Source organism: Mediterraneibacter torques (genome assembly GCF_044591705.1).
Taxonomy (GTDB): Bacteria; Bacillota; Clostridia; order Lachnospirales; family Lachnospiraceae; genus Mediterraneibacter; species Mediterraneibacter torques.
Map to the genome: position 1 here is coordinate 903419 of NZ_CP172594.1, position 24380 is coordinate 927798.

Annotated in this window: 22 protein-coding genes; 3 read left to right on the top strand and 19 right to left on the bottom strand. The window is 38.1% G+C overall.

What is annotated here, in order from left to right; translation table 11 throughout:
- The first annotated feature begins 32 nt into the window (after positions 1 to 32).
- On the top strand, positions 33 to 1133 hold the full coding sequence (locus ACH9UM_RS04085) for a tyrosine-type recombinase/integrase (RefSeq protein WP_004845139.1): 1101 nt from the start codon (positions 33 to 35) through the stop codon (positions 1131 to 1133).
- 4 nt (positions 1134 to 1137) lie between these two features.
- Here ACH9UM_RS04085 and ACH9UM_RS04090 read toward each other — a convergent pair whose 3' ends face one another.
- The gene (locus tag ACH9UM_RS04090; RefSeq protein WP_004845138.1) at positions 1138 to 1986 is read right to left on the bottom strand and encodes a YitT family protein; all 849 of its coding nucleotides are present in this window, start codon (positions 1984 to 1986) and stop codon (positions 1138 to 1140) included.
- 286 nt (positions 1987 to 2272) lie between these two features.
- Between ACH9UM_RS04090 and ACH9UM_RS04095 the strand changes: the two genes are divergently transcribed.
- Positions 2273 to 3007 carry a tRNA 2-thiocytidine(32) synthetase TtcA gene (locus ACH9UM_RS04095; RefSeq protein WP_009242648.1) on the top strand — a complete coding sequence of 245 codons (735 nt, stop codon included), beginning with the start codon at positions 2273 to 2275 and terminating at the stop codon, positions 3005 to 3007.
- Between the two features lie 106 nt (positions 3008 to 3113).
- Here the strand turns inward: ACH9UM_RS04095 and ACH9UM_RS04100 are convergent, their stop codons facing one another.
- The 8 genes from ACH9UM_RS04100 to ACH9UM_RS04135 form a co-directional block, all read right to left on the bottom strand.
- Positions 3114 to 8000, bottom strand: coding sequence for a beta-N-acetylglucosaminidase domain-containing protein (locus ACH9UM_RS04100; RefSeq protein WP_022003065.1), 4887 nt, complete (start codon positions 7998 to 8000; stop codon positions 3114 to 3116).
- Positions 8001 to 8198: 198 nt separating this feature from the next.
- Positions 8199 to 8846, bottom strand: a complete 648-nt coding sequence (locus tag ACH9UM_RS04105; RefSeq protein WP_400092034.1) for an AAA family ATPase — start codon at positions 8844 to 8846, stop codon at positions 8199 to 8201.
- A 145-nt stretch (positions 8847 to 8991) separates the two neighbouring features.
- Positions 8992 to 9903: an RluA family pseudouridine synthase gene (locus tag ACH9UM_RS04110; RefSeq protein WP_004845133.1), complete on the bottom strand. Its 912-nt coding sequence runs from the start codon at positions 9901 to 9903 to the stop codon at positions 8992 to 8994.
- A gap of 58 nt (positions 9904 to 9961) precedes the next feature.
- A complete protein-coding gene (lspA, locus tag ACH9UM_RS04115) occupies positions 9962 to 10501 on the bottom strand; it encodes a signal peptidase II (protein WP_004845132.1) in 540 nt (179 codons plus the stop codon).
- Positions 10502 to 10516: 15 nt separating this feature from the next.
- On the bottom strand, positions 10517 to 11317 hold the full coding sequence (locus ACH9UM_RS04120; protein ID WP_004845131.1) for a YlmH/Sll1252 family protein: 801 nt from the start codon (positions 11315 to 11317) through the stop codon (positions 10517 to 10519).
- Between the two features lie 7 nt (positions 11318 to 11324).
- Positions 11325 to 11873, bottom strand: coding sequence for a cell division protein SepF (locus ACH9UM_RS04125; RefSeq protein WP_004845130.1), 549 nt, complete (start codon positions 11871 to 11873; stop codon positions 11325 to 11327).
- A 124-nt stretch (positions 11874 to 11997) separates the two neighbouring features.
- Positions 11998 to 12690, bottom strand: coding sequence for a YggS family pyridoxal phosphate-dependent enzyme (locus ACH9UM_RS04130; protein ID WP_004845129.1), 693 nt, complete (start codon positions 12688 to 12690; stop codon positions 11998 to 12000).
- 48 nt (positions 12691 to 12738) lie between these two features.
- On the bottom strand, positions 12739 to 14151 hold the full coding sequence (locus tag ACH9UM_RS04135; RefSeq protein WP_009320587.1) for an HlyD family efflux transporter periplasmic adaptor subunit: 1413 nt from the start codon (positions 14149 to 14151) through the stop codon (positions 12739 to 12741).
- Between the two features lie 139 nt (positions 14152 to 14290).
- On the opposite strand from ACH9UM_RS04135, the gene ACH9UM_RS04140 reads away from it, so the two are divergent.
- Positions 14291 to 14494: a DUF378 domain-containing protein gene (locus ACH9UM_RS04140; RefSeq protein WP_009242651.1), complete on the top strand. Its 204-nt coding sequence runs from the start codon at positions 14291 to 14293 to the stop codon at positions 14492 to 14494.
- Between the two features lie 163 nt (positions 14495 to 14657).
- Here ACH9UM_RS04140 and ACH9UM_RS04145 read toward each other — a convergent pair whose 3' ends face one another.
- From ACH9UM_RS04145 to ACH9UM_RS04190, 10 genes are read right to left on the bottom strand one after another with little or no spacing between them, the layout of a single operon-like run.
- Positions 14658 to 15710 (bottom strand): D-alanyl-D-alanine carboxypeptidase family protein, encoded by a 1053-nt coding sequence (locus ACH9UM_RS04145; RefSeq protein ID WP_004845126.1) that lies wholly within the window; start codon positions 15708 to 15710, stop codon positions 14658 to 14660.
- Between the two features lie 38 nt (positions 15711 to 15748).
- Positions 15749 to 16144, bottom strand: coding sequence for a methylglyoxal synthase (locus tag ACH9UM_RS04150; protein ID WP_009242652.1), 396 nt, complete (start codon positions 16142 to 16144; stop codon positions 15749 to 15751).
- 14 nt (positions 16145 to 16158) lie between these two features.
- Entirely contained in the window at positions 16159 to 17295 is a 1137-nt protein-coding gene (locus ACH9UM_RS04155; RefSeq protein ID WP_009320588.1) for an FtsW/RodA/SpoVE family cell cycle protein, read from the bottom strand.
- Positions 17292 to 17501: a cell division topological specificity factor MinE gene (locus ACH9UM_RS04160; protein WP_004845123.1), complete on the bottom strand. Its 210-nt coding sequence runs from the start codon at positions 17499 to 17501 to the stop codon at positions 17292 to 17294. The genes ACH9UM_RS04155 and ACH9UM_RS04160 overlap by 4 nt, the downstream gene beginning before the upstream one ends.
- Positions 17498 to 18304 (bottom strand): septum site-determining protein MinD, encoded by an 807-nt coding sequence (gene minD, locus ACH9UM_RS04165; protein WP_004845122.1) that lies wholly within the window; start codon positions 18302 to 18304, stop codon positions 17498 to 17500. Before minD ends, ACH9UM_RS04160 begins: the two co-directional genes overlap by 4 nt.
- A 29-nt stretch (positions 18305 to 18333) precedes the next feature.
- A complete protein-coding gene (gene minC / locus ACH9UM_RS04170; protein WP_004845121.1) occupies positions 18334 to 18978 on the bottom strand; it encodes a septum site-determining protein MinC in 645 nt (214 codons plus the stop codon).
- Positions 18979 to 18995: 17 nt separating this feature from the next.
- Positions 18996 to 21803 carry a penicillin-binding transpeptidase domain-containing protein gene (locus tag ACH9UM_RS04175; RefSeq protein ID WP_155236700.1) on the bottom strand — a complete coding sequence of 936 codons (2808 nt, stop codon included), beginning with the start codon at positions 21801 to 21803 and terminating at the stop codon, positions 18996 to 18998.
- Between the two features lie 40 nt (positions 21804 to 21843).
- Entirely contained in the window at positions 21844 to 22377 is a 534-nt protein-coding gene (mreD, locus tag ACH9UM_RS04180; RefSeq protein ID WP_004845119.1) for a rod shape-determining protein MreD, read from the bottom strand.
- Positions 22378 to 22423: 46 nt separating this feature from the next.
- Positions 22424 to 23293 (bottom strand): rod shape-determining protein MreC, encoded by an 870-nt coding sequence (mreC, locus tag ACH9UM_RS04185; protein WP_004845118.1) that lies wholly within the window; start codon positions 23291 to 23293, stop codon positions 22424 to 22426.
- The gene (locus tag ACH9UM_RS04190; RefSeq protein WP_004845117.1) at positions 23293 to 24318 is read right to left on the bottom strand and encodes a rod shape-determining protein; all 1026 of its coding nucleotides are present in this window, start codon (positions 24316 to 24318) and stop codon (positions 23293 to 23295) included. Before ACH9UM_RS04190 ends, mreC begins: the two co-directional genes overlap by 1 nt.
- Between the last annotated feature and the right edge of the window lie 62 nt (positions 24319 to 24380).

Below are 24380 nucleotides of genomic sequence, written 5' to 3' on the forward strand. Positions count from 1 at the left end.
TATATCCGAATAAATAAAGGAGGAATATAATTATGGCAAATAAGGAAAATACTTCAGATGAAGGTTTACGTGTAAGTTATGATGTAAAAACATATCATGAACAAAAATATATCGATTATACATTACGGCTAAGGGAAATATTAAAAACATTACCATCGTTTGCGAAAGATTATTTCAGAGCTATAGAGCCAACGACATCCGCTAACACACGAATTTCCTACGCATACGATATTCGTGTGTTTTTCCGTTTTTTAATGGAAAATAATCCGGTTTATAAAAACTATACGATCGATCAGTTTACATTGGCAGATATAGAAAATCTTGAACCGGTTGATATTGAGGAATACCAAGAATATTTAAAAGTATATAAAAATGATGAAAAGCAAGTTACAAATACAGAAAAAGGACTTGCAAGAAAAATGTCAGCGCTTCGTAGCTTTTATGGATATTATTTTAAACGTCAGGCAATATCGAAAAACCCGACTCTTCTTGTAGATATGCCTAAACTTCACGAAAAGGCAATTATTCGTCTTGATGCGGATGAAGTTGTCCGATTGCTTGATTATGTTGATCATGGAGGCGATCATTTAACCGGACAGAAAAAGGCTTATTTTGAGAAAACGAGAAACAGAGATCTTGCTATATTAACTTTGCTTTTAGGAACGGGCATTCGTGTTTCGGAATGCGTGGGGCTGGATATCAATGATGTGGATTTTGAAAATAATGGAATCAAAGTGATGCGAAAAGGCGGAAATGAAATGATTGTATATTTTGGCGAAGAAGTGGAAAATGCACTAAAGACATATATGTATACAACACGGAGAACTACTCTCCCGCTTCCGGGGCATGAAAATGCGCTTTTCTTATCTACTCAGCGAAAACGTATGGGCGTTCAAGCTATTGAGAATATGGTAAAAAAATATGCCCGGGAAGTAACGCCTAACAAGAAAATAACTCCTCATAAGCTTAGAAGTACCTACGGTACCTCCCTTTATAAAGAAACAGGAGATATTTATCTTGTTGCCGATGTTCTCGGACATAAAGATGTAAATACAACGAAAAAGCATTATGCAGCCATTGATGAAGACAGACGCCGGCAGGCTGCAAACATAGTGAAACTTCGCGAGGTATAAGTATTTATTTTGAATTCCATTGACCGATCACTTCATTTACAGTAGAGACGGTAACGAATACTTTCTGCCCACATGAATGAAGATAATTTAAAAGTGTACGATATTCTTGTTGTGTGATAATTGTGATCAATTCGGTTCTGTGTGTTTCGTCATAAGCGCCTTGAGCTGTATATAAAGTTGCTCCGCGATTTAGATCATGAATAATATATTGTTGGATCGGACGGTAATCATCTGCAATAATACATACGCGTTTTCGTTTTTTAAAGCCGTCAATAAAATAGTCTACTGCTGCTCCGTTTGCATATGTTCCGAGAAGACTGATAATAAGTGTCGGTATATCGTAAACAAATATAGAAGTCATTGCAGTGATAAGCCCGGAAATTGTCAGTGCTTTTCCTATTTCAATATGTGTAAACTTATTCAGCATCTTTGCCACAATATCTAATCCTCCGGAAGATGCGTTTACATGGAACAGTAATGCCTGACCAAGAGCAATCAGCAGAACATAAATTACGAGATCGATTACCTGTTCATTGGTAATCGATTTGTCAAGTGGTATGAAATGCTCGAAAATCCAAAGATATACAGGGAGAAGCATAGATGTGTACACTGTCTTTGCTCCAAATTCTTTTCCGATGAAGATAAACCCGATAATAAGAAGGAATGTATTTAAGATAAATGTTAATACAGAAACTTGTATCCCTAACAATTTCGATAATACGAGAGCCAGACCGGAAACACTTCCGGCTACGATATTTCCGGGAATCATGAAGAAATAAACCCCTGCGGCTACAAGAAACATTCCAAATGTAATGATTAATATTTCACGAATAGATATTCCTTTGTTTTTCATTTTAATACTCTCTTTTCTGGTAAAATATAGTTACGGGACATCTATTTACAAAAAAATAAAAAATAAATTTTCCCTAAACAATATCTTATCTCTATCAGAGATGAATTTCAATCAAATTCTTTGATTATTTATTACTATTTTTAACTTACGGATCGTAATCTGATTTTTTTCATAAACAACCGGTGATTCTATGATTTTCTGTAAGTTTTCGACTTGTATTTATATTCTTCTGCCGATATAATATAAACGTTATAATTACAGATCAATCATGAAAGGTAGGAAGAAAATGCAGTTACAACGGTTACTCAGTTATACGCGTAAAGCAGTGGATGAATATAGTATGATACAGGAAGGGGATCATATTGCGGTAGGTATTTCGGGCGGAAAAGACAGCCTTACCCTGCTCTATGCGCTTCATGGATTAAAACGGTTTTATCCCCGTAAGTTTGATTTAAGTGCTGTAACTGTAGATCTTGGATTTGCAGATTTTAATTTGGAACCGATTCAAAATTTATGCAGGGAATTAGAAGTTCCTTATAAAATAGTAAAATCAGATATTTATGATATTCTTTTTAATGTACGCCAAGAGAGTAATCCTTGTTCGCTTTGTGCAAAAATGCGTAAAGGCGCCTTAAATGAGGCGGTTAAGGAGATGGGGTGTAATAAAGTGGCTTATGCTCATCATAAAGATGATATTATTGAAACAATGTTGCTCTCATTGATTTTTGAAGGAAGATTTTATTCCTTTTCTCCAAAAACATATTTAGATCGTATGGATCTTACTGTTATCCGTCCTATGATGTTTATAGATGAAATGGAAGTAATCGGTTTTCGCAATAAATATTCTCTTCCGGTTGTAAAAGGAAAATGTCCTGTAGACGGACATACGAAGCGGCAATATGCAAAAGAACTTTTAAGAGAACTTAACAAAGAACATCCGGGAACAAAAGAACGAATGTTTCACGCTATTTTAACAGGAGATATTAAAGGTTGGCCGCAGCGCACGATATCGAGACGTTAAATAAGATCTTAAAAGTGAATAAACTAGCGGCAAGTAAAACACATCCGATGTTTAATCCATCGGATGTGTTTTTATAATATGTGACATTATCGCATGTCAACACCTATTATTTATTATAAGTATTTCTTTTCCTGAATAGGATCAAGGAAAATCCGGTGCAAATCATCAGCAGAAATAGAGGTATTATATGAGTTGAGTCACCTGTTTTTACTGCTGTACTTTTTTCTGAATGAGTGATGTTTTGATTTGGCCGGTCAGAAGTTTCTAAGTCGGCTTTTTTTTCGGTTAATCCGTTGATTGATTTTTTAATACTATTGATTTGCTGTTCAAGTTGTTCGGCAGTGACGTTGTCTGTTAAAAGCGCCTCAGATTTTATGATTTGCTCTTTAAGTATTTTGACTGTTTCGTCTGTGTATTTACCGGATTCCACTTTTGCTTGAGCAGTTTCAATGAGTAGAGCTAATTCCTGTTTTAATTGTTCAATCTTTCCTGAATCAGGTGTATCCGGATCAGTAGGACCTTCCGGGTCGGTAGGGCCTTCCGGATCAGTAGGACCTTCCGGGTCGGTAGGACCTTCCGGGTCGGTAGGACCTTCCGGATCAGTAGGACCTTCCGGATCGGTAGGACCTTCAGGGTCAACAGGAGGTTCTGTTGATCCGGTGCCTATGATCACATTTAGGGAAATCTCGTCTCCAGTTGCTTTTCCTGCACCGATCAAATTCCCTTTTAAAGTGAGGATCGTATCTTCAGCAGAAGTATATTCTGAAAGATCCCAGTTTACAAATAATGATGCCAAGTCCAGTATTTTATCACTGTCTTTTAATGCAAGCTTTCCACTGATAATTAAAGGAAGCAGCTTTCTTAATTCTTCTTGTGACGTACCTTTGTCGATTTTAATATCGCTGATCGGCATATATTCTTTTAATTCTGTTTCGGAGGATATCCTCTTTCCTGTTATGGTAAGCTCTTCTAAACCTACACAGTTTCCGACAGCAGCACTGTTTAATTCACGGAATAATAATTTGACATACCTTCCGATGATTGGTTGATCAAGTGAAATTTCATCTGTTGGATGGGCTGCTCCGTTCGGTTCGTTTTTTATCGTTTTTGCAGTGATCCAGTTTTCTTTATCAGCAGATACGAGAACGTCATAGTCTGTCGGATAAACTAAATTAAAATACTCTGCAGTAAGTGATTCGATGATATTTGTTTCTTCACCGAGATCAACGATGATCCATGCTTCTTCAGATGCATGATCGCCTTTGATGTAATTGCTGTTCCATCTTGTCTCACGGTTCCCGTCCACGGCAAAATCTTTTTGATCTCTGTCAAGCTCGGTTCCTGATACCTCTACCGGACGGTTTATAGCAAGATTTTCTGAATCCGGGATTTCAGGTTGTTCAGGCTTTGGTTTTTCGGAATCTGCTTCTGTATCGATGATTTGTTCTACATAGATTCCGATATCATCTGTATTTTGTTTTTCATCTTCGTTTGTATAAATTTCATATATAGAAGGCGCTTTTCCCTCTGCCCATTCAAGTCGAATCGCGAAAATATTGTCATATTCTGATACATCAAAAGTTTTTGTTCCCTTATCAAATGTACCTAAGTCTTTCCATTTATCAGTTCCGGTTCGTACCTTTACATTAGCTTCGGAAATAGTATGTACATCTTGCAAAATAGAGAACGATTTTAATTTTGTATTGTCTGTCAGTTTATATTCCAGCCATCCGGCAGTTTTGTTTTCTGTTGTAAATACAGTGGACAGATCCTGATCGATACATTTTTCAAGATTACCTTCTGCACTCGAAGCAATCGGATATGTACTTGTATTTTCTTCAATATTTTTGTTAAATTCAATTTCTTTGATACAAAGGAACGGATTATCATATTTACCGATAACGTCATCTGTTACGAGAATACGAAGATATCTGCTCTTAGCTCCCTGGGCATTTGCTCTTACATAACGATAGGGAGGTTCCACTTTTGTATTGTCATTTTTTACAGACGCGATCGTGGTCCACTCTTTTTTATCAGAGGAGATTTGTATATCTGCATCGTATAAATGAGGTTTTCCATCCGCTGTGACGATTGTAACATCATAAAGCGGTGTTGAAGTTCCGAGGTCTATAATAATGTATCCGCCATTATTTTGACCCTGATTCGTCCAGGCATGGGTTGTAAAATCTCCATCAAACATATTCTCCCACGTACCTTCTTTAAGCGGATTTGTAAAACTTGTTTCGCTCATCTTCGGTGTGATCTTAAGATTATTTACGGAAATACCTAGTTTTGTCAATGATCCTTTTAGCGTTTCATTTGTCTGATTGACAAGACGGACATATCGCATCGGTTGTGGCCCTTTGAAATTTTTCGCATCTGTCCATTCAATTCCATTTGTTGAATATTGTATTTTTGCTTTTTCAAATTCGTCTGATTCGGAAAAAATATCAGACACTGAGACAAGGGAGGTCATTTTGATACCGACATATTCATTCGGTTTTAATTCTAAATCCTTAATGTCTCTTATACGAAATTCGTTTTCGTAAATGTGGATCGGAGTCTCTTTTAATTTTTCAATATTTGTATAAATACGTTCCCCGTCAGTAAATTTCTTATTTACTGTAAATTCGCGTACTTTTGTCCAATAATTTGCTTTGTTCGGAGTTGTCGTTCCTGTCTTGGTAAGACGCAGACGCACATAGCGTGCATTTATGTTTAACCCTGTTTTTTCTATTTTATGTGATTCATCTGTTTCTTTGTACTCCTGAATTGTGACCCATGAACCGTCTTCACCTGTTTCAGAATATTCTAAAACGAAATTGTGGAAATAGTCATGATCAGTTTCTGATGCTCCCTGAAGAATTGTAATATCTGTTACAGGGATAACACGACCTAAATCTACGCCATAGTAATCTCCTATCTTTTGGTTTTGATTCCATTCGCCGGCAGTTGATGGATCTTTGTCAAATAATTTTGCGGAAACAGTATCATCTGTTCGTTTTACACCTGCAAGAACTGCATAAAACGAAGGAATTACATTCGTATTATCAGGATCGAAAAACGGTGTTAATTTATTTTTTGCCGTTGCGGCTGCTTTCGATACGAACGGTTGGATACGTTTACTTCCTGCTTCTGCGCCTTCTTTTACTCCTTCTGCTGTCGGATATGTATTCCATGTTTGTAGCGCCTTGCCTGCTGTTGCAAACGTTTCCCAAGCTGTATCTATGTCTTTTTCTTGAATAGCAATGATACTTTCGATAATTGCCTTTCCGCCTGAAGCGATATCTTGCAGTGATTTCAGCCATGGATCTAATTCTGATTTTAAATCAGCATTGTCACATGTTGATCTAAATGTTTCGATTGCAGCAAGAATAGATTCAAATTCCGATTTTAAAGCTGCCGTTTCTTTATCATTTTTCAAGTTCTCTCCATTACTGATTTTAGCTGTAACATTTTCAAGCTTTTCTTTCAGATATTCTGATTCCGGAAAGCCTTGCGGTACACGTACGGAACGAGGACAGTTTGCAACATTAGATGCAATTTTAAAGTAAGCGTCCTGTACTTCAGGTTCAAGATAACGGAATGCATCCTGCCAAACAGTTTGCGCGTTTGCAGTGTAATTAGTATTGTTCCAGAATAGTGATGCAAGCTGGAACAGACCGACTTTATTACTCTGTGCAAAGCGGGAAGGGTTTGAGACAGCTCCTGTAAGTCCTGTTATGCCATCGCGGGCGTAATGTGTGATATCTCCAAGATAAAGTCCTGATTTTCCATGTTCGTTTACCGGATAATTCAGCCAGAAACAAACTTTGTGTCCTGTTTTCTCTGAAACATAATCGATTGTTTCCTGTGTGATCGGCGAGTTTACGTCATCACCTGTCCAATATAGGATAATTGACTTGTCAAGTTTTTTTAATGCACTTAATTCAGCCTCTTTTGACCATGCTTTGTTATATCCCTGCATACAGTAAGTGATCGGCTTGCAGTTGTTTGGAATAATGAATTCTTTTGTCAGCTTATTTAAAAGATTTACTACATCTTCATGAGTTCCTTGTCCGAAGTCGTCATTTAAAATGTCAAATTTTCTAACGCCTGCGTCATAAAGCTGACGGAATTTTGCAAGTAGTTTCTGATACCGTTCATTATAGGCGGTTTCATTCGATGTATCTAAATTGGTGAAAAATCCCGAAATATGTACGGACCATGTATAGTAACATTTTGTCTCTTCACCTACTTTTACAAGTTTTTGTATCTGATCGATTTCGCTTTGCGGATAAAGTTCTCCCCATTTTGATGTATGATAAGGATCAGTTTTTGATGCATAAATATAATGGTTCATTTTAACATCACGTGCAAATCTCATAAGGCTTTCCCGTGATTTATAATCCCACCCTCCGTAAAAGCCTTCAATAAATCCTCGATATTGTATGTCAGAAAAATCCTCGATCTGTACGCTGCGAAGGGCTGGATCTTCATAAGATGTAAGCATCATCTGTAACGTAGCGATACCGAAAAATGTACTGTCGGTATCTTTTCCTACGATTGAGATAATATTTTCTTTGGCGCTAAGTATATATGAATCAGTTCGATTGAAAAGATCAGACGTTTTAATCGTTGTATTTTTATTGATATAGCTGTCCGCTTTTCCATTGGAACCTTTTATTCCCAACAGGATCGTAGTTTCTCCGTTGACGATCTCTTCAGAATGTACAACTGTTTTCCCATAGTCTGTTATAACTTCTTCCAAAAAGTTCTGTGTAGCTTTATCTATACCTTCCTCGAAGACAACATGAACTCTATCTGACATCACAAATTGTTCGTTATCATATACAACAGAATGAGGAATCGGATAAATTTTATATTCGTTTGATTCTGTGTTTTTTTCCTTGGCATGAATTCCGATACCGCTGCATAGAGGTATGATAAGTAGTGATATGAGCAAAATGCTCAATATGCTTTTGATTTTCCTAAAGAGTTTCAGCTTTTTCATAAAATGTTCCCGCTCCTTTTTCGTTATTTCATACAAAAATTACCTATTATTTTAATGATACTACACAAATCAACTAAAATCAATGAATAAAAATTATGAAATTACACAATAAAAACCCGAAAATCATAAAACATCATCTTAATTTCAAGATCGGTTTTATAGTTTTCGGGCTTTTTAAGTTATTCTAAGTTTCTTTATTTAAATTCGTTTGCTTTCTTTCGCAATACTTTCTTTTAGTTTTACATAGTCAATAATCGCATTCGCCGTTCCGTCTATGCCAAGTTCGGAACTTGTAAGACAAAGTTCGTAGCTTTTTGAGTCGGGCCATTTTTTATTTGTATAATAATTATAATAACCTGCTCGTTTTTTATCTGTTTTTAAGATCATATCTTTTGCCTTCGCATCCGTCAGATTATAGATCCTTGCAATACGGCGTATTCTTGCATCAAGATCGGCATGAATGAAAACGCTTACTACATTTTTATATGATTCAAGTGCATAATCTGCACATCTTCCGACAAGAATACAAGGTCCTTCATCTGCGATTTTTTTGATTGCATCAAACTGTGCAAGAAAAACCTTATGATTGATCGGCATATCTGTATAGGTGTTTCCGGAATATCCCATTGAATATGTATCCATTACTAGTGAATAGAGAAAACTGCTTGTAGGTTTTTCGTCATGTGATTCAAATATTTCTTCACAGATTCCGCTTTCTTTTGCTGCACGGGCCAGCATTTCTTTGTCATAAAGTTTGATTCCGAATTCTTTGGCTACTTTATATCCGATTTCCCGGCCGGCACTTCCGAATTCTCTTCCAATAGTAATGATCGTATTTGTTTTCATTTAAGGTCACTCTCCTTTACGTCAACAATATGTGATTTTGCATAAAAAATACATATACAAATGAACTATATGTGAGTATTATAACTAAAAACAAAGAAAAATACAATCAAATTTCTATTTTCTTTTCTTTTTTCCTTCAACAAAATCAGCGTTCTTCTAATTGTTTGAGAAGTTTATTAAAATATTCCGGAAGAGGTGCGTCGACTTCGATATATTTCCCTGTGGAAGGATGAGTGATTCCAAGAACTTTTGCATGTAATGTCTGACCCTGAAGTTTAAACGGACATTTTGACGGACCATACATACTGTCTCCTAGAATGGGATGTCCAATGCTTGCCATATGAACACGAATCTGGTGGGTTCGTCCTGTCTCCAGTTCGCATTCGATATAAGTATAATCTTTAAATCTGCGCAGGACGGTATAATGGGTAACTGCATGTTTTCCGTTCTTTGCTTTCGTACTCATTTTTTTTCGATCAATGGGATGCCTTCCGATAGGAGCGTTTACCACTCCGTTATCTTCTTTTATCTTTCCATGAACGATCGCATGATATCGTCGGGTAATCGAATGTTCTTTTAGCTGTTCTGCTATGATCTGATGCGCCTTATCATTTTTGCATATCAAAAGCGAACCTGTTGTATCCATGTCGATTCGATGTACGATTCCCGGACGAAGTATACCGTTAATTCCGGACAGATTATCTTTGCAGTGATACATTACTGCATTTACAAGAGTGTGCTCATAATGCCCCGGCGCCGGATGAACGACCATATTCTTGGGTTTATTAACAATAAGGATATCACTGTCTTCGTATAAAATATCAAGCGGAATATTCTCGGGAAGAATATCCAATACTTCAGGATCCGGAATAAAAACTTCGATCTTATCGTTTTCACTGATTTTATAGTTGGGTTTGACCGAGCTTTGATTGACGGAAATTTTGCCGTCTTTTAGCAGTTTTTGAATATAAGAACGGGAAAGGTTCTCAAGATTTTCACTCAAAAATCTATCAATCCTTTCCCCGCTGCGATCGGCTGTAAATTTAATCTGTTCCATAATATACGAACCTTTCTGTTTTATAGGTTAAATTGCAGTGCAGACTGATTTTATCTGATCAAATCCGATTTTTTTGTTTGCGCAGAAAATCAAAATCAGAGTCTTCTTTATAATAAAATAAAATCAAAAAAGCGAAAATAATGCATGCCACGACAACATAGCAGTCTGCCACATTGAAAATCGGGAAATCGATTAATTTAAAATAAAAGAAATCGATAACATAATTTAGTCTTACCCGATCGATCAGATTTCCGACAGCCCCGGCGATCAAAAGGATCGAACAGATACGAAGAGGCATATACTTTTTTGTATATGGAATTCTCCCGTATATGAGGAGAATCGCTCCACATATAACCAGAGCGCCAACGACAAATAAAAACTGTTTATTTTGAAGTATTCCAAAAGCCATACCTCGGTTTTCAAGATATTGAAGCTCAAAAACACCGTCTATCAAAACTTTTGCATGATTATTTTTCAGATACGCCACTGCAAAATATTTTGTAATCTGATCTATAAAAATTGCTGTTCCTATCCAAAAAAATGCTATAATATAGCTTTTAAATAAACGAAATTTCGGATTTTCTTTTTGCAAAGCCATTGTGTTTCTCCATCTCTAAATATATTTCTGTATCCTGACGTATATTCTGTGTTTTCTGGTTTTATTTCCGATTCCTGCAAAACGAAATTTTCCCATTTTGCGAACAGAGATAAGATCACCTTCATTTGGCTGGTAGCCATTACTTGTAATAAGTTTCCCGTTAACAAAGACTCTTCCGCCTTCAATCAATCCGCTAAGTTTTGTCCGGGAAGATGAAAATGCAAGTGATAATAAACTATCAAGTCGAACTGACGCAACGGTTCCCGTGAGTTCTTCATATTTGGGCGTATATTGAATGTCAAATGAAGGAAGTTCTTCTGTTTTGACCGATGTGTGCCGAATCCGTGTCAGCTCACTGCATAAAAAAGATACAATATCATCATGTGCAAATAAAATCGCTGTATTATTTTCAATAAGAATGTCTCCGGTTTTTGACCGGTCAATACCCAAATTAAGAATTGATCCCAGATAGTCTCTATGTGTGAGATCTTCTGAAAATTTTCGGTTTAACGGAAGGACCTGAAGAGCTTTGAAAGGATATCTTATCAAAGCAGGATCGAGCTCCTTTTTTCCGCAACGCAAATAAAGAGCATCAGGGATAAATGCAGCCATCTGACGCTCTGCCATGCCATATCCGCCGAAAGTAAGTATTTGTGTAAACAAATTTTCTTTCGGCAGCGTATGCAGTATATTTTGTTCATTTAGATTCAGAAAATCAGAGTATGTGATAAAATCTCTTTGATATGCATTTCTGGATAATTCAATAAAACGCTTTTCCAGAAGATACTGATCTTTCTCAAGATTGCCGCTTCCCATATCTGAATTAATATCTTCCTTTCACACTCGGTGTTTCCATCGAACCGCCGAGAAGATCTTGTAAATCACCGGAAATATCAACATTTGTCGGTGTTACAAGGAATATGTAATTTGAAATTTTCTGAAGATTACCGTTAATTGCAAATGTGGCGCCTGAAATAAAATCAATGATGCGCTGAGCAAGTTCAAGATCCATACCTTCAAGATTCAGGATAACAGTGCGTCCTGAAAGCAATGTCTCTGTTATTTCGCGGGAATCGTCAACAGAACTTGGTTTTACAACACAAACTTCCATATTTCCACCCTTTCTGGATGCAGGATGTCTCATCGGAGTCACCTTGCTTGAGGAAGCAGGCTGAAATTTCTTTTCCTCTTCCATATCAAAATCATCAAAAGATTCTTCCTTCGTATTTTTCTTTCCGAACAAAGAACGACGGGCAGGTTTTTCATCAAATTCCTCATCGTCGAAATATTCATCTTCTTCATCATAAAAATCATCATCATAATCATCGTCGTTCAGTTTCATAATGTCCAGAAATTTATCAAATACACCCATTTTTTACACTCCTATCTTGCGCTGCATATGCTCGCGCAATTTTATTATTTTCACGGCTCTAAGACTACAGCTATTCTGTCGGACAAGTCTTCTGCCATGTTATACTTTCATCCCAGATCTTACATCAGATATTGTAATTTCTGGCACCAAAGATTCCTGTTCCGATACGGACCATAGTTGCTCCTTCTTCGATTGCAACTTCATAATCATTGGTCATCCCCATTGAAAGTATGCTCACAGTACCATTATCAATGTTTTTTTGCTTAATGTCAACATATAATTTATGTAAATCTGCAAAAATTGCACGGTTTTCTTCTGGATTTTCGACAAATGGAGCTATTGTCATAAGCCCTTTTACACGTATATGTGGTAATTGCGAAAATTTTTCCATTAATGGAATAACTTCTTCTGTCTTTAATCCAAATTTACTGCTCTCCTGAGCAACATTCACTTCAAGTAAAATATCGATTATGCGATTTTGTTTGGCAGCTTCTTTTTCGATTACTTCTCCTAACTTAAAAGAATCGACAGAGTGGATCAATTTTACTTTATCGACAATATACTTTACCTTATTTGTCTGAAGATGTCCGATCATATGCCAATCAATGTCTTTTGGCAAGACTTCATACTTTTCACGAATTTCCTGAACTTTGTTCTCGCCGAAGATTCGCACTCCGAGATCGTAAGCTTCTTGAAGCATATGAGGAGGCTTCGTTTTGCTTACGGCGATCAGAGTAATTTCTTCTCGTTTTCTTCCGGCTTTTTTACATGCCGATTGTATTCGTTCTTCCACCGTCTTTAGATTTTCTTTAAGCATTTTTATTTCTCCTCTTTCCGAATAGTTAAAAGTTTTATTTTTTAGATTTTATTGAAATACGACATCATTTGAATTTACGCTTGAACCTTCCTGCACGATATGGTCATAATTAGAAAGACCATACGGTTCGTTTTCCTGCACGATATAATATTCGTCGTTTTCACAGAGAACACTTACTTTTCTGAATACGGCATATCCTTTATTGATATTATATACACCTTGCAGATTTTTTGTTTTTCCGACTACAAATGTATCGGATGACTCCGGTTTAACGAGTACGCTTCCATCTTCTAAATCCTGCTTGCTGACAAAAACGTCTCCATTTTCAGAAATGTCATAAATATTTACGGCGTGAAATACGGCGCTCCCATTCTCTTTTGCAAGCATTACACCGCTTGCGCTGCTGTTTCCGCCTGTCGTAATGTATTCTTTCGGAATGATAAAAAATTTCTCGTTAACTACAGAAGATTTCGGGATTTTTAATCCGCTTTCATCTTCCATGATCAATTCTATATTTAAAAATCTTTCCTCGGCATATCTTATCATTGAATTATCAAAATCAAGCTGACCGTAATATTTTCCTTGCCGTTCGATAACAGTAAGTTTTCCCCAAAGAGTTTCGCTGTCTTTGTCCATCCGTACTTTTATTCCGGATACATCTTCATGTTTTAACTTTATAGCTGTTTCTTTTGAAAGAGGAACGATAACCGACCAATCTTCACTTGTGATCATCCGGTAAACAGGATCTCCTGCTTTAACTTTCGTTTCATCGGATAAAGAAGAAACTTCATATTTTGTTTTATCAAAAGCAGATTCAGTAAATGTTTCAGTAGTCAATCCTTCATATCCATCGACTGTGAAGGCTACAATGCCATCCTGCTGTGCCTGATAAGACAACACATCCAGACCGCTTGCGGCAATCACTGCTCCAAGTTGTTCTGTTCGGGTCGCGCTGAATTCGTTTTGAAGCATTGTAGTGATTTCAGATTTCAGCGAATATACCGAACCGAAATCATTTGCACGATACCCTTCGATAAAATTTTGTATTTGAAGGGTAATCGCAGAACTGACTTCAGGATTTACTGTTATGGACTGACCTTCTGTGTGTTCTCCCTGTGTGGAGTCTGTTTTGCTGCTTGTATCAAGCTTTTCAGGGGAAAGGGCATAAATATTCATTCCGCGCTTGATCTTACTGTTTTCGGCCTGATAATAGCTTATATAACCGGATGATTCGGCAGTTACAGCCGTCTCTTTACGAATAATAAGTCCGGTATAAGAATTATCTTTCACAATGCTGCCTTCCCGTACTTCATAAACAGAGATCCGGTCTCCAGTAAAATACAAAATAATTGTTACAACCAAATAAATAAACACGATTGCAAAAAGAAAGATACCGAGATTGAATTCTCTTTTTGTTTTATATTTTTTTATATTGACTGAATTATTTTTTTTGGATGACAATTCAGTATACACCTCCTGCTTTTTTCTGGCGTTGCTAGTATATCATTTTTTTTAGTATATTTCCACTTTTTATGGACATAATAAAAAATATTGGTAGCTGAATTGTTACAAATATTGAGATGATAAAGGAGGAAATAACATGAAATGGTTTGACAATACAGCTCTGACACTCGTTATTATAGGCGCCGTAAACTGGCTTCTTATAGGGGTGTTCAGATTTGATCTGGTGGCATTTATATGCGGGAATATGAGCTGGCTTTCCAGGATCATTTATACGCTAGTAGGTTTGTGCGGCTTATACTTGATCAGTCTTTTTGGCAGAATCAAATCAATGTCAGAATAAAAGAAAAACACCTCGTAAAATGATATGATCGAATTATTTATCGGAAATTTCATTTTTACGGGGTGTTGTATTTTTTATAACGGCGGCAGATCAAAGTTCAGATTTGTCCGAAAACTTGCATCGTTTGCGATTCCGAAAGATGTCTTTTGACACTTTCGGGGATCTATTTCATTCCTGCATCAAGCAGTTCGTTCATTTCTTCGTAAAGAAGCGGTTTGTCAGAAGCGCCCATGATAACGGAAATATACGGTTCTCCTGCGGTGTTTTTTTCATATAAAATTACACAGTTTCCTGCCTGATCGGTTGTTCCGGTTTTTCCTCCGTATACGTGTATCCCGTCAGGCGGCGTCGCTTCTCCGGCTGAGTAATAATTCGTCGCCTGCCATGTAGGAGTATACGAAGTTCCGTCTGCCGAGGTAACTTTTGCCGTATATGAGTTCATAGAAATAATATCGAGAAAAGCTTGATCCTTTAATGCTTCATTAAACATTAAATACAAATCATATGTTGTTGTGTAATGATTTTCGTCATGAAGTCCGTGAGGATTTACAAAGTGAGTTCCTGTCGCTCCAAGTTGTTTTGCTTCTGTATTCATTAATTCGGCAAAAGCTTCCTGGCTTCCCGATATATGCTCCGCAATAGCGGCCGCACAGTCATTTCCGGATTGTAAGAGCAGACCGCATATGAGATCGTACAAAGTCAGGGAATCTCCGGCAGAAAGACCACAGGTAGACTCATCCCAATTAAAATTCGTGGAAGTGGCGCTCATCGTTACAACGTCATCCAAATTTCCATATTTTAAAGCAAGATAAGCAGTCATAACTTTCGTTGTACTTGCAGGATATAATTTGTCAAACAGTTTGTATCCGTATTTGATCTGAGAATCTGCTATATTGAATAGTCCTTCACCGTGAAATCCCGGATCTGCTTCAACGCCGTCAAGAGATACATCTTCTGAAGCAACACAGAGATCTTCAGCGAAAAGTTCTCCTGTGTATTGCTTTTTATTATATGATGCAAACTCATATTGCCGGATATGATCTTTTGAATATTCCTGCAATATGAAAAATCCGACAGCGCCTGCGCCTGCAATTAGTATAAGACAGATCAGAAGAACCGCAATTACTGTAGAAGTTCGTTTTCGGCGCCGTCTTTTTTTTACGTAAATAGGTTTTCGGCGTCTGCGCCTGTTATCTGAATAATGATTTCCCTTCATTTTATTCCTACCATTTATTTTTTGATGTATTAGATGTATTATTTGTACATTTCACGCCAATCTAAGTCTCCTCTGTCAAGTGCCAGTATAAGAGCTTCGGCAGTTGCGATATTTGTAGCTGCCGGAATATTGTACATATCACACATTTTTACAATATCACTTACGCTCGGCTCGTGAGAGCGTGGAGTAAGCGGATCTCTGAAAAAGATAAACAAATCAATTTGATTGCTTTCAATCTGAGAGGAAAGCTGTTGGATTCCACCGAGATGTCCCGGAAGAAATTTATGGATATTAAGGTTTGTTACGCTCTCGATCAGTGCTCCTGTAGTTTCCGTTGCATACAAACTGTGTTTGCTGAGTATTCCACGATAAGCGATACAAAAATTCTGCATTAATTTTTTCTTTGCGTCATGCGCGATCAATCCGATATTCATAGCTGTCATTCTCCTTATTGATACTTATTAGGCTGTAATCCGACATTTAAAACGAGTCCGATTCCCATAAAGAAACATACGACGGATGTAAGTCCGTAGCTGACAAAGGGAAGCGAAAGACCTGTGTTCGGAAGAATCAAAGTTGCCACACTGATATTGATGAAACTTTGAATGCCAATCAGTGCGGCTACGCCGCCGCAGATAATGCGTCCTCCCGTATCTTTCGCTTTTAAACCTATTAAGATACATTGTATTACAATTAATAATAACAAAAATATGACTCCGCAACAACCCACAAATCCTAATTCTTCTCCGATAATTGCAAAAATAAAATCTGTTTGCGGTTCGGAAACAAAATTTCCGTTTTTAACTGAAGTTGTGGCATCGTTATTGTATCCTTTTCCCGAAAGCTGACCCGAACCGATTGCCATAACAGAGTTTAACTGTTGATATGATTCATCATCCGCATATTTTTCCGGCTCTAACCAGGCAAGAATACGATCCTGCTGGTAGTCATGCAAAAAAGGCTGATTCGGCTGCACCGCAACGGCAAGAAAGATCGCAACGGCAGGAATCGTAATCGCAAGAACTGTTCCGACAAATTTGTAATTTAATCCTGCCAGAAAAATGAGAGCACAAAAAAGCGCTGCGATACAGATTGTAGTGGAAAGATTCGGCTGTGTCACAATAAGGATGAGCGACGGAATAAGCAGCGCAACAGACTGAATGATTACTTTGGGGCTGCTGATCTTAAGCTCTCTGTCAGAAAAAAATCTGGCAAAAAAAATAATAAGAAGTATTTTTGTCAAGTCGGAAGGCTGAAGCTGCATAAACCCGAGGTTGATCCATCTTTGCGCCCCGTTTGCCGAATGACCTAATCCTGGAATTTTTACTGCGATCAAAAGAATCAAATTTATAACATAAAGTATCCAATAAAAATTCATGATCCATTTATAGTCGATCAAAGAGACAACAACCATTGCTCCGAACCCAAGGATCACCCCCATGATCTGTTTTGTCATAAAATCCGGTTTAGCGCTTCCGACCATCATGATACCGATGACAGAAATTGCAACTACTGAAATAATAAGTCCGAATTTATAATCTTTTATATGATATTGCTGTTTAATATGATTGATTAAAAATTTCAACGATCTTCTCCCATGTATTTTATATGTATATCGCTGCGTGTAATATCGATTGAAAAATATGCGGGATTGATTTCCGTATATTTTGAAACCGCATGATATAAGTCATTTTTCATTTGTTCCGTCAAATCTGCCGTACAGTGCATTCTGTCTGCGGCAAGCAGATTCTTCAGCCGGTATTTGGCGATCGAAACTGAATGAACACTCATCGGTTTTCCTCCTGATTTCTATGAAAAAATTGCGCTATTTTTCCGAAGAAACCTTCTGATTTTGAATAGTCGTTGACCGGAACGTCTTCTCCTGTCAGTCTGCGGCAGATATCCATGTAGGATCTTCCGGCCAGACATTCTTCTCCGGCAACGGCTTCTCCTCTGTTAGTTGCAATAACGACTTGTTCATCGTCGGGAATTACTCCGAGGAGATTTACGGCAAGGATTTCGGTGACATCGTCTACGGACATCATATCGCCTCTCTTGACCATATCGATCCGCAGCCGATTAATCAAAAGATCTGTTTTGCGAATACCCGACGCTTCCAGAAGTCCGATAATGCGGTCGGCATCCCGAATGGCAGAAACTTCCGGGGTCGTGACAACAACAGCATGTTCAGCGCCTGCTATTGCATTTTGGAATCCTTGTTCGATCCCCGCTGGGCAATCCAGTAAAACAAAATCAAAATCACTCCGAATATCTTCGATAAGTTTTTTCATCTGTTCCGGGGAAACCGCAGACTTATCTTTCGTTTGGGCAGATGGAAGCAGGCAAAGCTCCGGAAACTGAGTATCTTTTATCAATGCCTGTTTTAACCGGCAGTTGCCGTTTATGACATCCACGATATTATAAATGATCCTATTCTCCAGCCCTAATACGACATCCAGATTTCTAAGGCCGAGGTCTGTGTCAATCACTATAACTTTTTTCCCGAGTTTTGCTAGACCGATTCCGATATTTGCTGTCGTTGTCGTTTTACCGACTCCGCCTTTTCCTGATGTAATGACAATTACTTCTCCCATGATGCTTTTCCTCCTACATATGTCCTGTCTCAATCCGTAAGGGGATCAAGATAGATACGGTTTCCGTCGATCACGGCGATTTTGGGGCCTTTAATATTTAAGCTCTCCTGATAAATGATCTGACGTTTTGCTACGATATCTCCGATGCTGAGATATTTAGGCTGCATAGAAAGTGCTACGACATACGCCGACGTATCGCCGGATGCTCCGGCACAGACAGATCCATATAACGTACCGATTATGATCACACTGCCTTTTGCAATTACTTTTGCACCAAGTTCTACATCACCTAGTATGACAATACTTTCTTCTGCCTCTAATATCTGCCTTTTTCTTAAAGTCCCCTTGTAGAAAATTCCTTCTTTTTTATAGATATCTGAAAGACTTTGTTCTACTACGCTTCTGTACATCATCTCATTTTTATCATTTGGTTCGATAATACACAAAATTTCAATTTGTGTATTTTCTCTTATGACGGCAAGAACACGATCTTCCTCTGCTCGCGTCAGTTCGCGTCCGCTGAAACTAAGCGCCATCTGTGCATCTTTAAAAAAGCGCCCGGATTGTTTGAATTTTTGTCCGAGAACTTCAAGAAGTTGATCGAATTCTGTTTCGGAATCAAATTCAATATCTAATCCGTATCGATTACTTCTGATGGTCACAAGTTTGTTCATTGTCATTCCCCCGTCTTTTAGTCTCCTGCAATTCCTTCTCCGAGATTAGCTGCGCTTCCGGTAATTAATTCACCGGCTGTTTCAGGATTAAAATAGACTTTTGCAATATCTCTGCCGATCTCTGATGCATATCCCGAATTATAGCCATAAGTAATGCGGACTGCAATCGATAATTGAGGCTGTTCGGCCGGAGCATATCCTACAAATAATACATGGTCGGCATGCAATTCGTTATGTTGGGCAGTACCGGTTTTTCCCGCCATAGAAAAATCAAGGCCTGTAAAAGTGGTTGAGCTTGCAACCATCTGTTCCATTCCCTGGTGAATAAGATCCCATGTGCTGGAATTGATTTCATCCATTGTACTGTCTACTTCTGCAGAATAATCTTTAATAAGATTTCCCGCCGCATCTGTCGTTTTATCGATAAGCGTCAGATCATAAACAGTTCCGCTGTTTGCAACTGCGGTTACATAACGGTTCAGTTGACTTACCGTAAAGTTGTTCGTACCTTGTCCGATTGCAGATTGAATCGAATATTCATCAGATATCTGCGGTGCAGCTTCCGGTATTTCTACGCCGGATTTCCTGTCTAAGCCATACATAGCCGCATATTTTCTCAACTTGTCTGTTCCAAGATCACTGTCATAGTTTCCATTGGAATCGATTCCCATATTGTATCCCAGTTGATAATAAAAGACGTTGCAGGAATGCTGCAATGATTGAACAACATTCAACGCTCCGTGACCTCCCGGATAGATCCAACATTTCGGACTCGGAGTAACCGTATTAAATGAACCGCTGCAATATGTTGTTGTGTAAGCGTCAATATACCCTTCTTCCAGTCCGGCTGTGGCCGAGATCATTTTAAAAGTTGATCCCGGAGCTGTTTTTTCCTGTGTGGCACGGTTATAGAAAATATTTGCACGTCCGGTATTAAGCTGATTGTAGTAAGCGGAATCCATTGTATTTGCCAGACGGTTATTATCATATCCCGGATAAGATACACATGCCAGAACATCTCCGCTATTTGGATCTGTAACTACAATTCCGCCGGAACACGGCTCTAAAGCGAGCTGCCCGGGCGTAATCTGCAATGTTTTAATCTTATCATATAGCCAGCCATAAGCGTCTGTCGTTCCGTTTAAAAGACCGTTATACGCATTCTCATCCATTGGCAGTACGCCTTGTTCATAAACGATCGCACAGATCTGTGCGCCGGTGACACTTCCTGATTTTATAAGATATTTGTAGAGAAGTTTGTCGAAATTACTGTCTTCCTTTAAATATTCTTCAAGGTATGCCAAAACACCGCTATAAATCTCTTCAGAACTCGAATAAGCGCTGTCTCCCAACTTTGAGGTATCGATCCAGTTTTTGGAGATTGCATAATTTAAATACCGGTTCAAACTAATTGTCTCTTGCGTTGCCCAGGCAATTTGTGTTTCATCTTCTGCTTCGATCTTGTCTGACATCAGGATTCCTGTCGTTTGTTTTAGAAGAGTATCGCATATATAGTCCATATAAGCTTTCATTTCTTTTGAAAGATCTTTATATGCCGGAGCATTTTCGTTCTGAAGCTGTGCCATTAATTCGGAAAGTATCTCGGCTTTTTTCTGAGTAAACGTATTATAGACAGCCTGTTCGGCAGGTTTTGCGTCTGTTCTTCCGAATTTTTTCATATCGATAATCTCATTTGCAATAAATGAATTATATGCATCTCCTACGGGAATTTTAATATATTTCGTATCTTTTTCCGCAGAAGGATCATAGTCTAATACATTGCTTAATTTGCTTAAAACGATTCCGGCAAGTTTTTCTTCCAGAAGTTTATAAGCAGAAATCTGTAAATTTTTATCGATCGTAAGGTAGACGTCATTTCCTGCTTTCGGATCTGTCATACTTACAGTATCGGTTACTTTCCCGAGATTATCTACATAGAATGTCGTTTTACCTTTTTCGCCCTGAAGAACGCTATCGAACGTGTGCTCAATGCCTGATTTTCCAACAATATCCGACAAAGAATATCTCTTTTTTTCATCATCGCTTAGATCATCATATTCTTCCTGCGATATCTGACCCGTATATCCGATAATCGATGCAAAATATTGACCGTCAGGATAACGCCGCAGGGAATCCTCAGAAATATCTACTCCCTGAAGGGAATCCTGATTTTCCATAATAGCCGCTGCCGTAGCATCACTGACATCGGAAGCAAGTACGGTTGTAAGCCATTGCTGATAACTATTCAGTCCCATAGCATAACGCATATTGACCATTTTCAGAATATATGCGGCATCATGTTCGGAATAATCCAATCCGTATCGTTTGCATAAATAATGTACGATCTGCTCGGCTGTCTTATTTTTTTCTTTTTCTGTAAGATCATCAATAAAACTTTTTCCATGCACATCCGCCACAAAACGAAGTCTGGATGTTTCGTTTGTCTCGGCGAATTGATAACTACCCGATGAATCAAGAATGATTCCGAAATTGTCGATCACACTGTCTCCGTTTTCTTCAACGATCGAAAGCACACTGTCAAGCGTATCATTTAATATTTTGTTTTTATCTTCGGTTTTAGTGTCTGTAGGGATGATATCCTCGATCGTCACGGAATAAGCCAATTCATTGTAAGCAATCACTTCTCCGTTACGATCAAAAATATTGCCTCTGGTTCCGGGTACAGTTCTTGTCTTTCTTATTTGCAGCTCATAATTTTCCAAGTAATCTTCTCCGCGCACGATCTGAAGATAAAAAAGTCGTCCGATCAATATCGAAGATGTAAGGCAAAAGACAATAATGAGAACGATCAACCTTGAACTCATCAAATATTCAACAGCTTCTTTTATTCGATCTATAATTCTTCTAAACAAATTTACTTGCACTCCTTTTTTCTTCGGCTTCAAGTTTATGATTGATAAACAAAAGAAGCGGATAAACTCCAAGCGTTATTACAATCGTGTAAATCATCTCAGGAACGATGATCCGGTTTAAATAGTAGGTAAAACGAAAATCGCTGTTTAGCAGAAATGTGAAGAAATATATAGTGATTCCATAAAGGAAGTCACTGACCGCTATAAGAAACAGGGGAAGTTTAATATCTTCGTCATAGAACATCTGCTCAAACAAGCCATTTAGGAAACCAACTACAAGATAGATCAAAGCGTAAAATCCGATCATCTTTCCAAATTGTATATCAATCAAAAGTCCCGATAAAAATCCGACGAGCATTCCGGATTTTGAACCTCTCATAAATCCAAATGACGCAGTGACGATTAATAGAAGATTCGGCTTGATTCCGGCAATATCAAGTACCGGAAATACCGTACACTGAAGTACATATGCCACGAGAATGACAAGCGCCGTTATAAAAATGCGTTTGACCTTCATTCTTTTCATATTTTAATCTTCATTCCTTTCTTTATATGTCCGTCTGTAAAGAAACTCATTCTGTCTTGTTTTCACCTGTAAGTTCTGCTTTTGTTGTCGTAATAACAAGCACTTCCTGAATATTTTTAAAATCGACTGCCGGTGTAATGTATCCCGAACGCGTCAGATTATTTGAGTCTACATTTACTTCACTGACCGAACCGATCAAAATACCTTGAAGATACTTATCGCTGATATAAGACGTCACAATCTGATCGCCTACAGCGACTACATTGTCATTGTTTTCCATCTGGGAAAAAGCGATCTGACCTGTTCCCATAAGCGCCATATCTCCGCTTACGATACATGTATCCGAAGTAGAAATCGCCATTGCGCTTATATTGGAAGAATCGTCGATGATCGAGCGTACTTTTGCCCAGGTAGGACCTACATCTGTTACGATCCCGACAAGTCCGCTTCCTGCAAGGACATTCATGTTGACTTCAATACCGTCTTTACTTCCTTTGTCTATTGTAAATGTACCGAACCAGTTTCCGGCGTCTTTCCCGATCACATGGGCGGCTGTTTTCTCATATTCGGCATAATTCTGATCCAGTTTATATAATTCCTGAAGACGTTCAAATTCATAACGCTCTTCCTGTAAATAGTTATTTTCTGTTGTCAAAGCATCAACTTGTTCCCTCAGTTTTTTATTTTCTGATTTTAGTTGTTTCATCGTTGAGAAATTGTCTTTCATATCTCCCATCCAGCCACCGATCTGATTCATCCCTTGTTGGAGTGGGATTACCGTAACATTTGCAACCGTCTTAAACGGACCGCCGACTTTGTCAGAGAAAGAGGAAAGCACCATCATAAGCACACAAAATATGGAAAGCCCAAGCAGGATATATCTGTTTGTATGAGACATTTGATTTTTCTTTTTCATTACCTTAACCACCTATAATCTTCGTCTAACATCGAATAAGTGAGCTTTTTATAATACTCCTTGTCCAAAATGATCTTTTGAAGTCCTTTCACAGCACATAATTCGGGTTCGTCAACAGTTGTAACAGGAAGACCGACACGTTCTCTTATGTATGTAGGAAGTCCTTTTAAATTTGTCAGTCCTCCGGTAAGATAAATTCCTTTTTCTTCGATTGCCCTTCTTACATCCGGAGGCGTTCTATCTAACATTAGTTTAATCGCACGGACGCATTCATCAAGGGGGTCTTTTATTGCAGCGCGGACAATTCCTATAGATACATCGGTCTGCGAAGGAACACCGGTCACAAGATCTCTTCCTGACACGGTAATCGTACTGTTTGTGCTTTGCTCAAAAACCCCGAATTTTTTACGAAGCATTTCAGCAGTTGTCTTTCCTATGAGAAATTCTTTATTATGACGTACAAGTCCTGTGATCGCAGAATCGAAATCATCACCGCCTATTTTTAAAAGACGGTTTAAGACAAGTCCGCCGGATGAAAGAACTGATAATTCTGTAATACCGCCACCGAAGTTTGCAATAAAAATTCCCTTTTCTCTAAAAATATCAATGCCTAAACCGACTGCATCAGCCAGTCCTCTTTCGACAATACGGACTGATTTTGCTTTTGCCTCTGAATGCAGAACCAAGTCGCAAAAAGCTTTTTTTTCAACTTCCGTAACATCTGTAGGAACGGCAACAACGTATTCCGATCCCCAGACTGAACGTTTTTTTGTTCTTAACAAAGTACCGAGCAATGTCTGCATATTATCAAAACGGGCGATCACACCGCTTTTCATCGGAAAGACAACTTCGATATCATCAGGAGCCTTCTCGTACATTTCATATGCTTTGTCACCGATCGCAAAAATATTTTTTTTATTTTTAATTGCAATAACGTCTCTCTCCCGACAAATCTTATCCTGCTTTTTATCAAATACTTTGATCTCATATGTGCCGAGATCAAGTCCGTATATATTTCCAAACATATTAACCAACCCTTACTTTAAATAAAATACTCTCCCTTAATAAAAACTGTATACTTCAATCT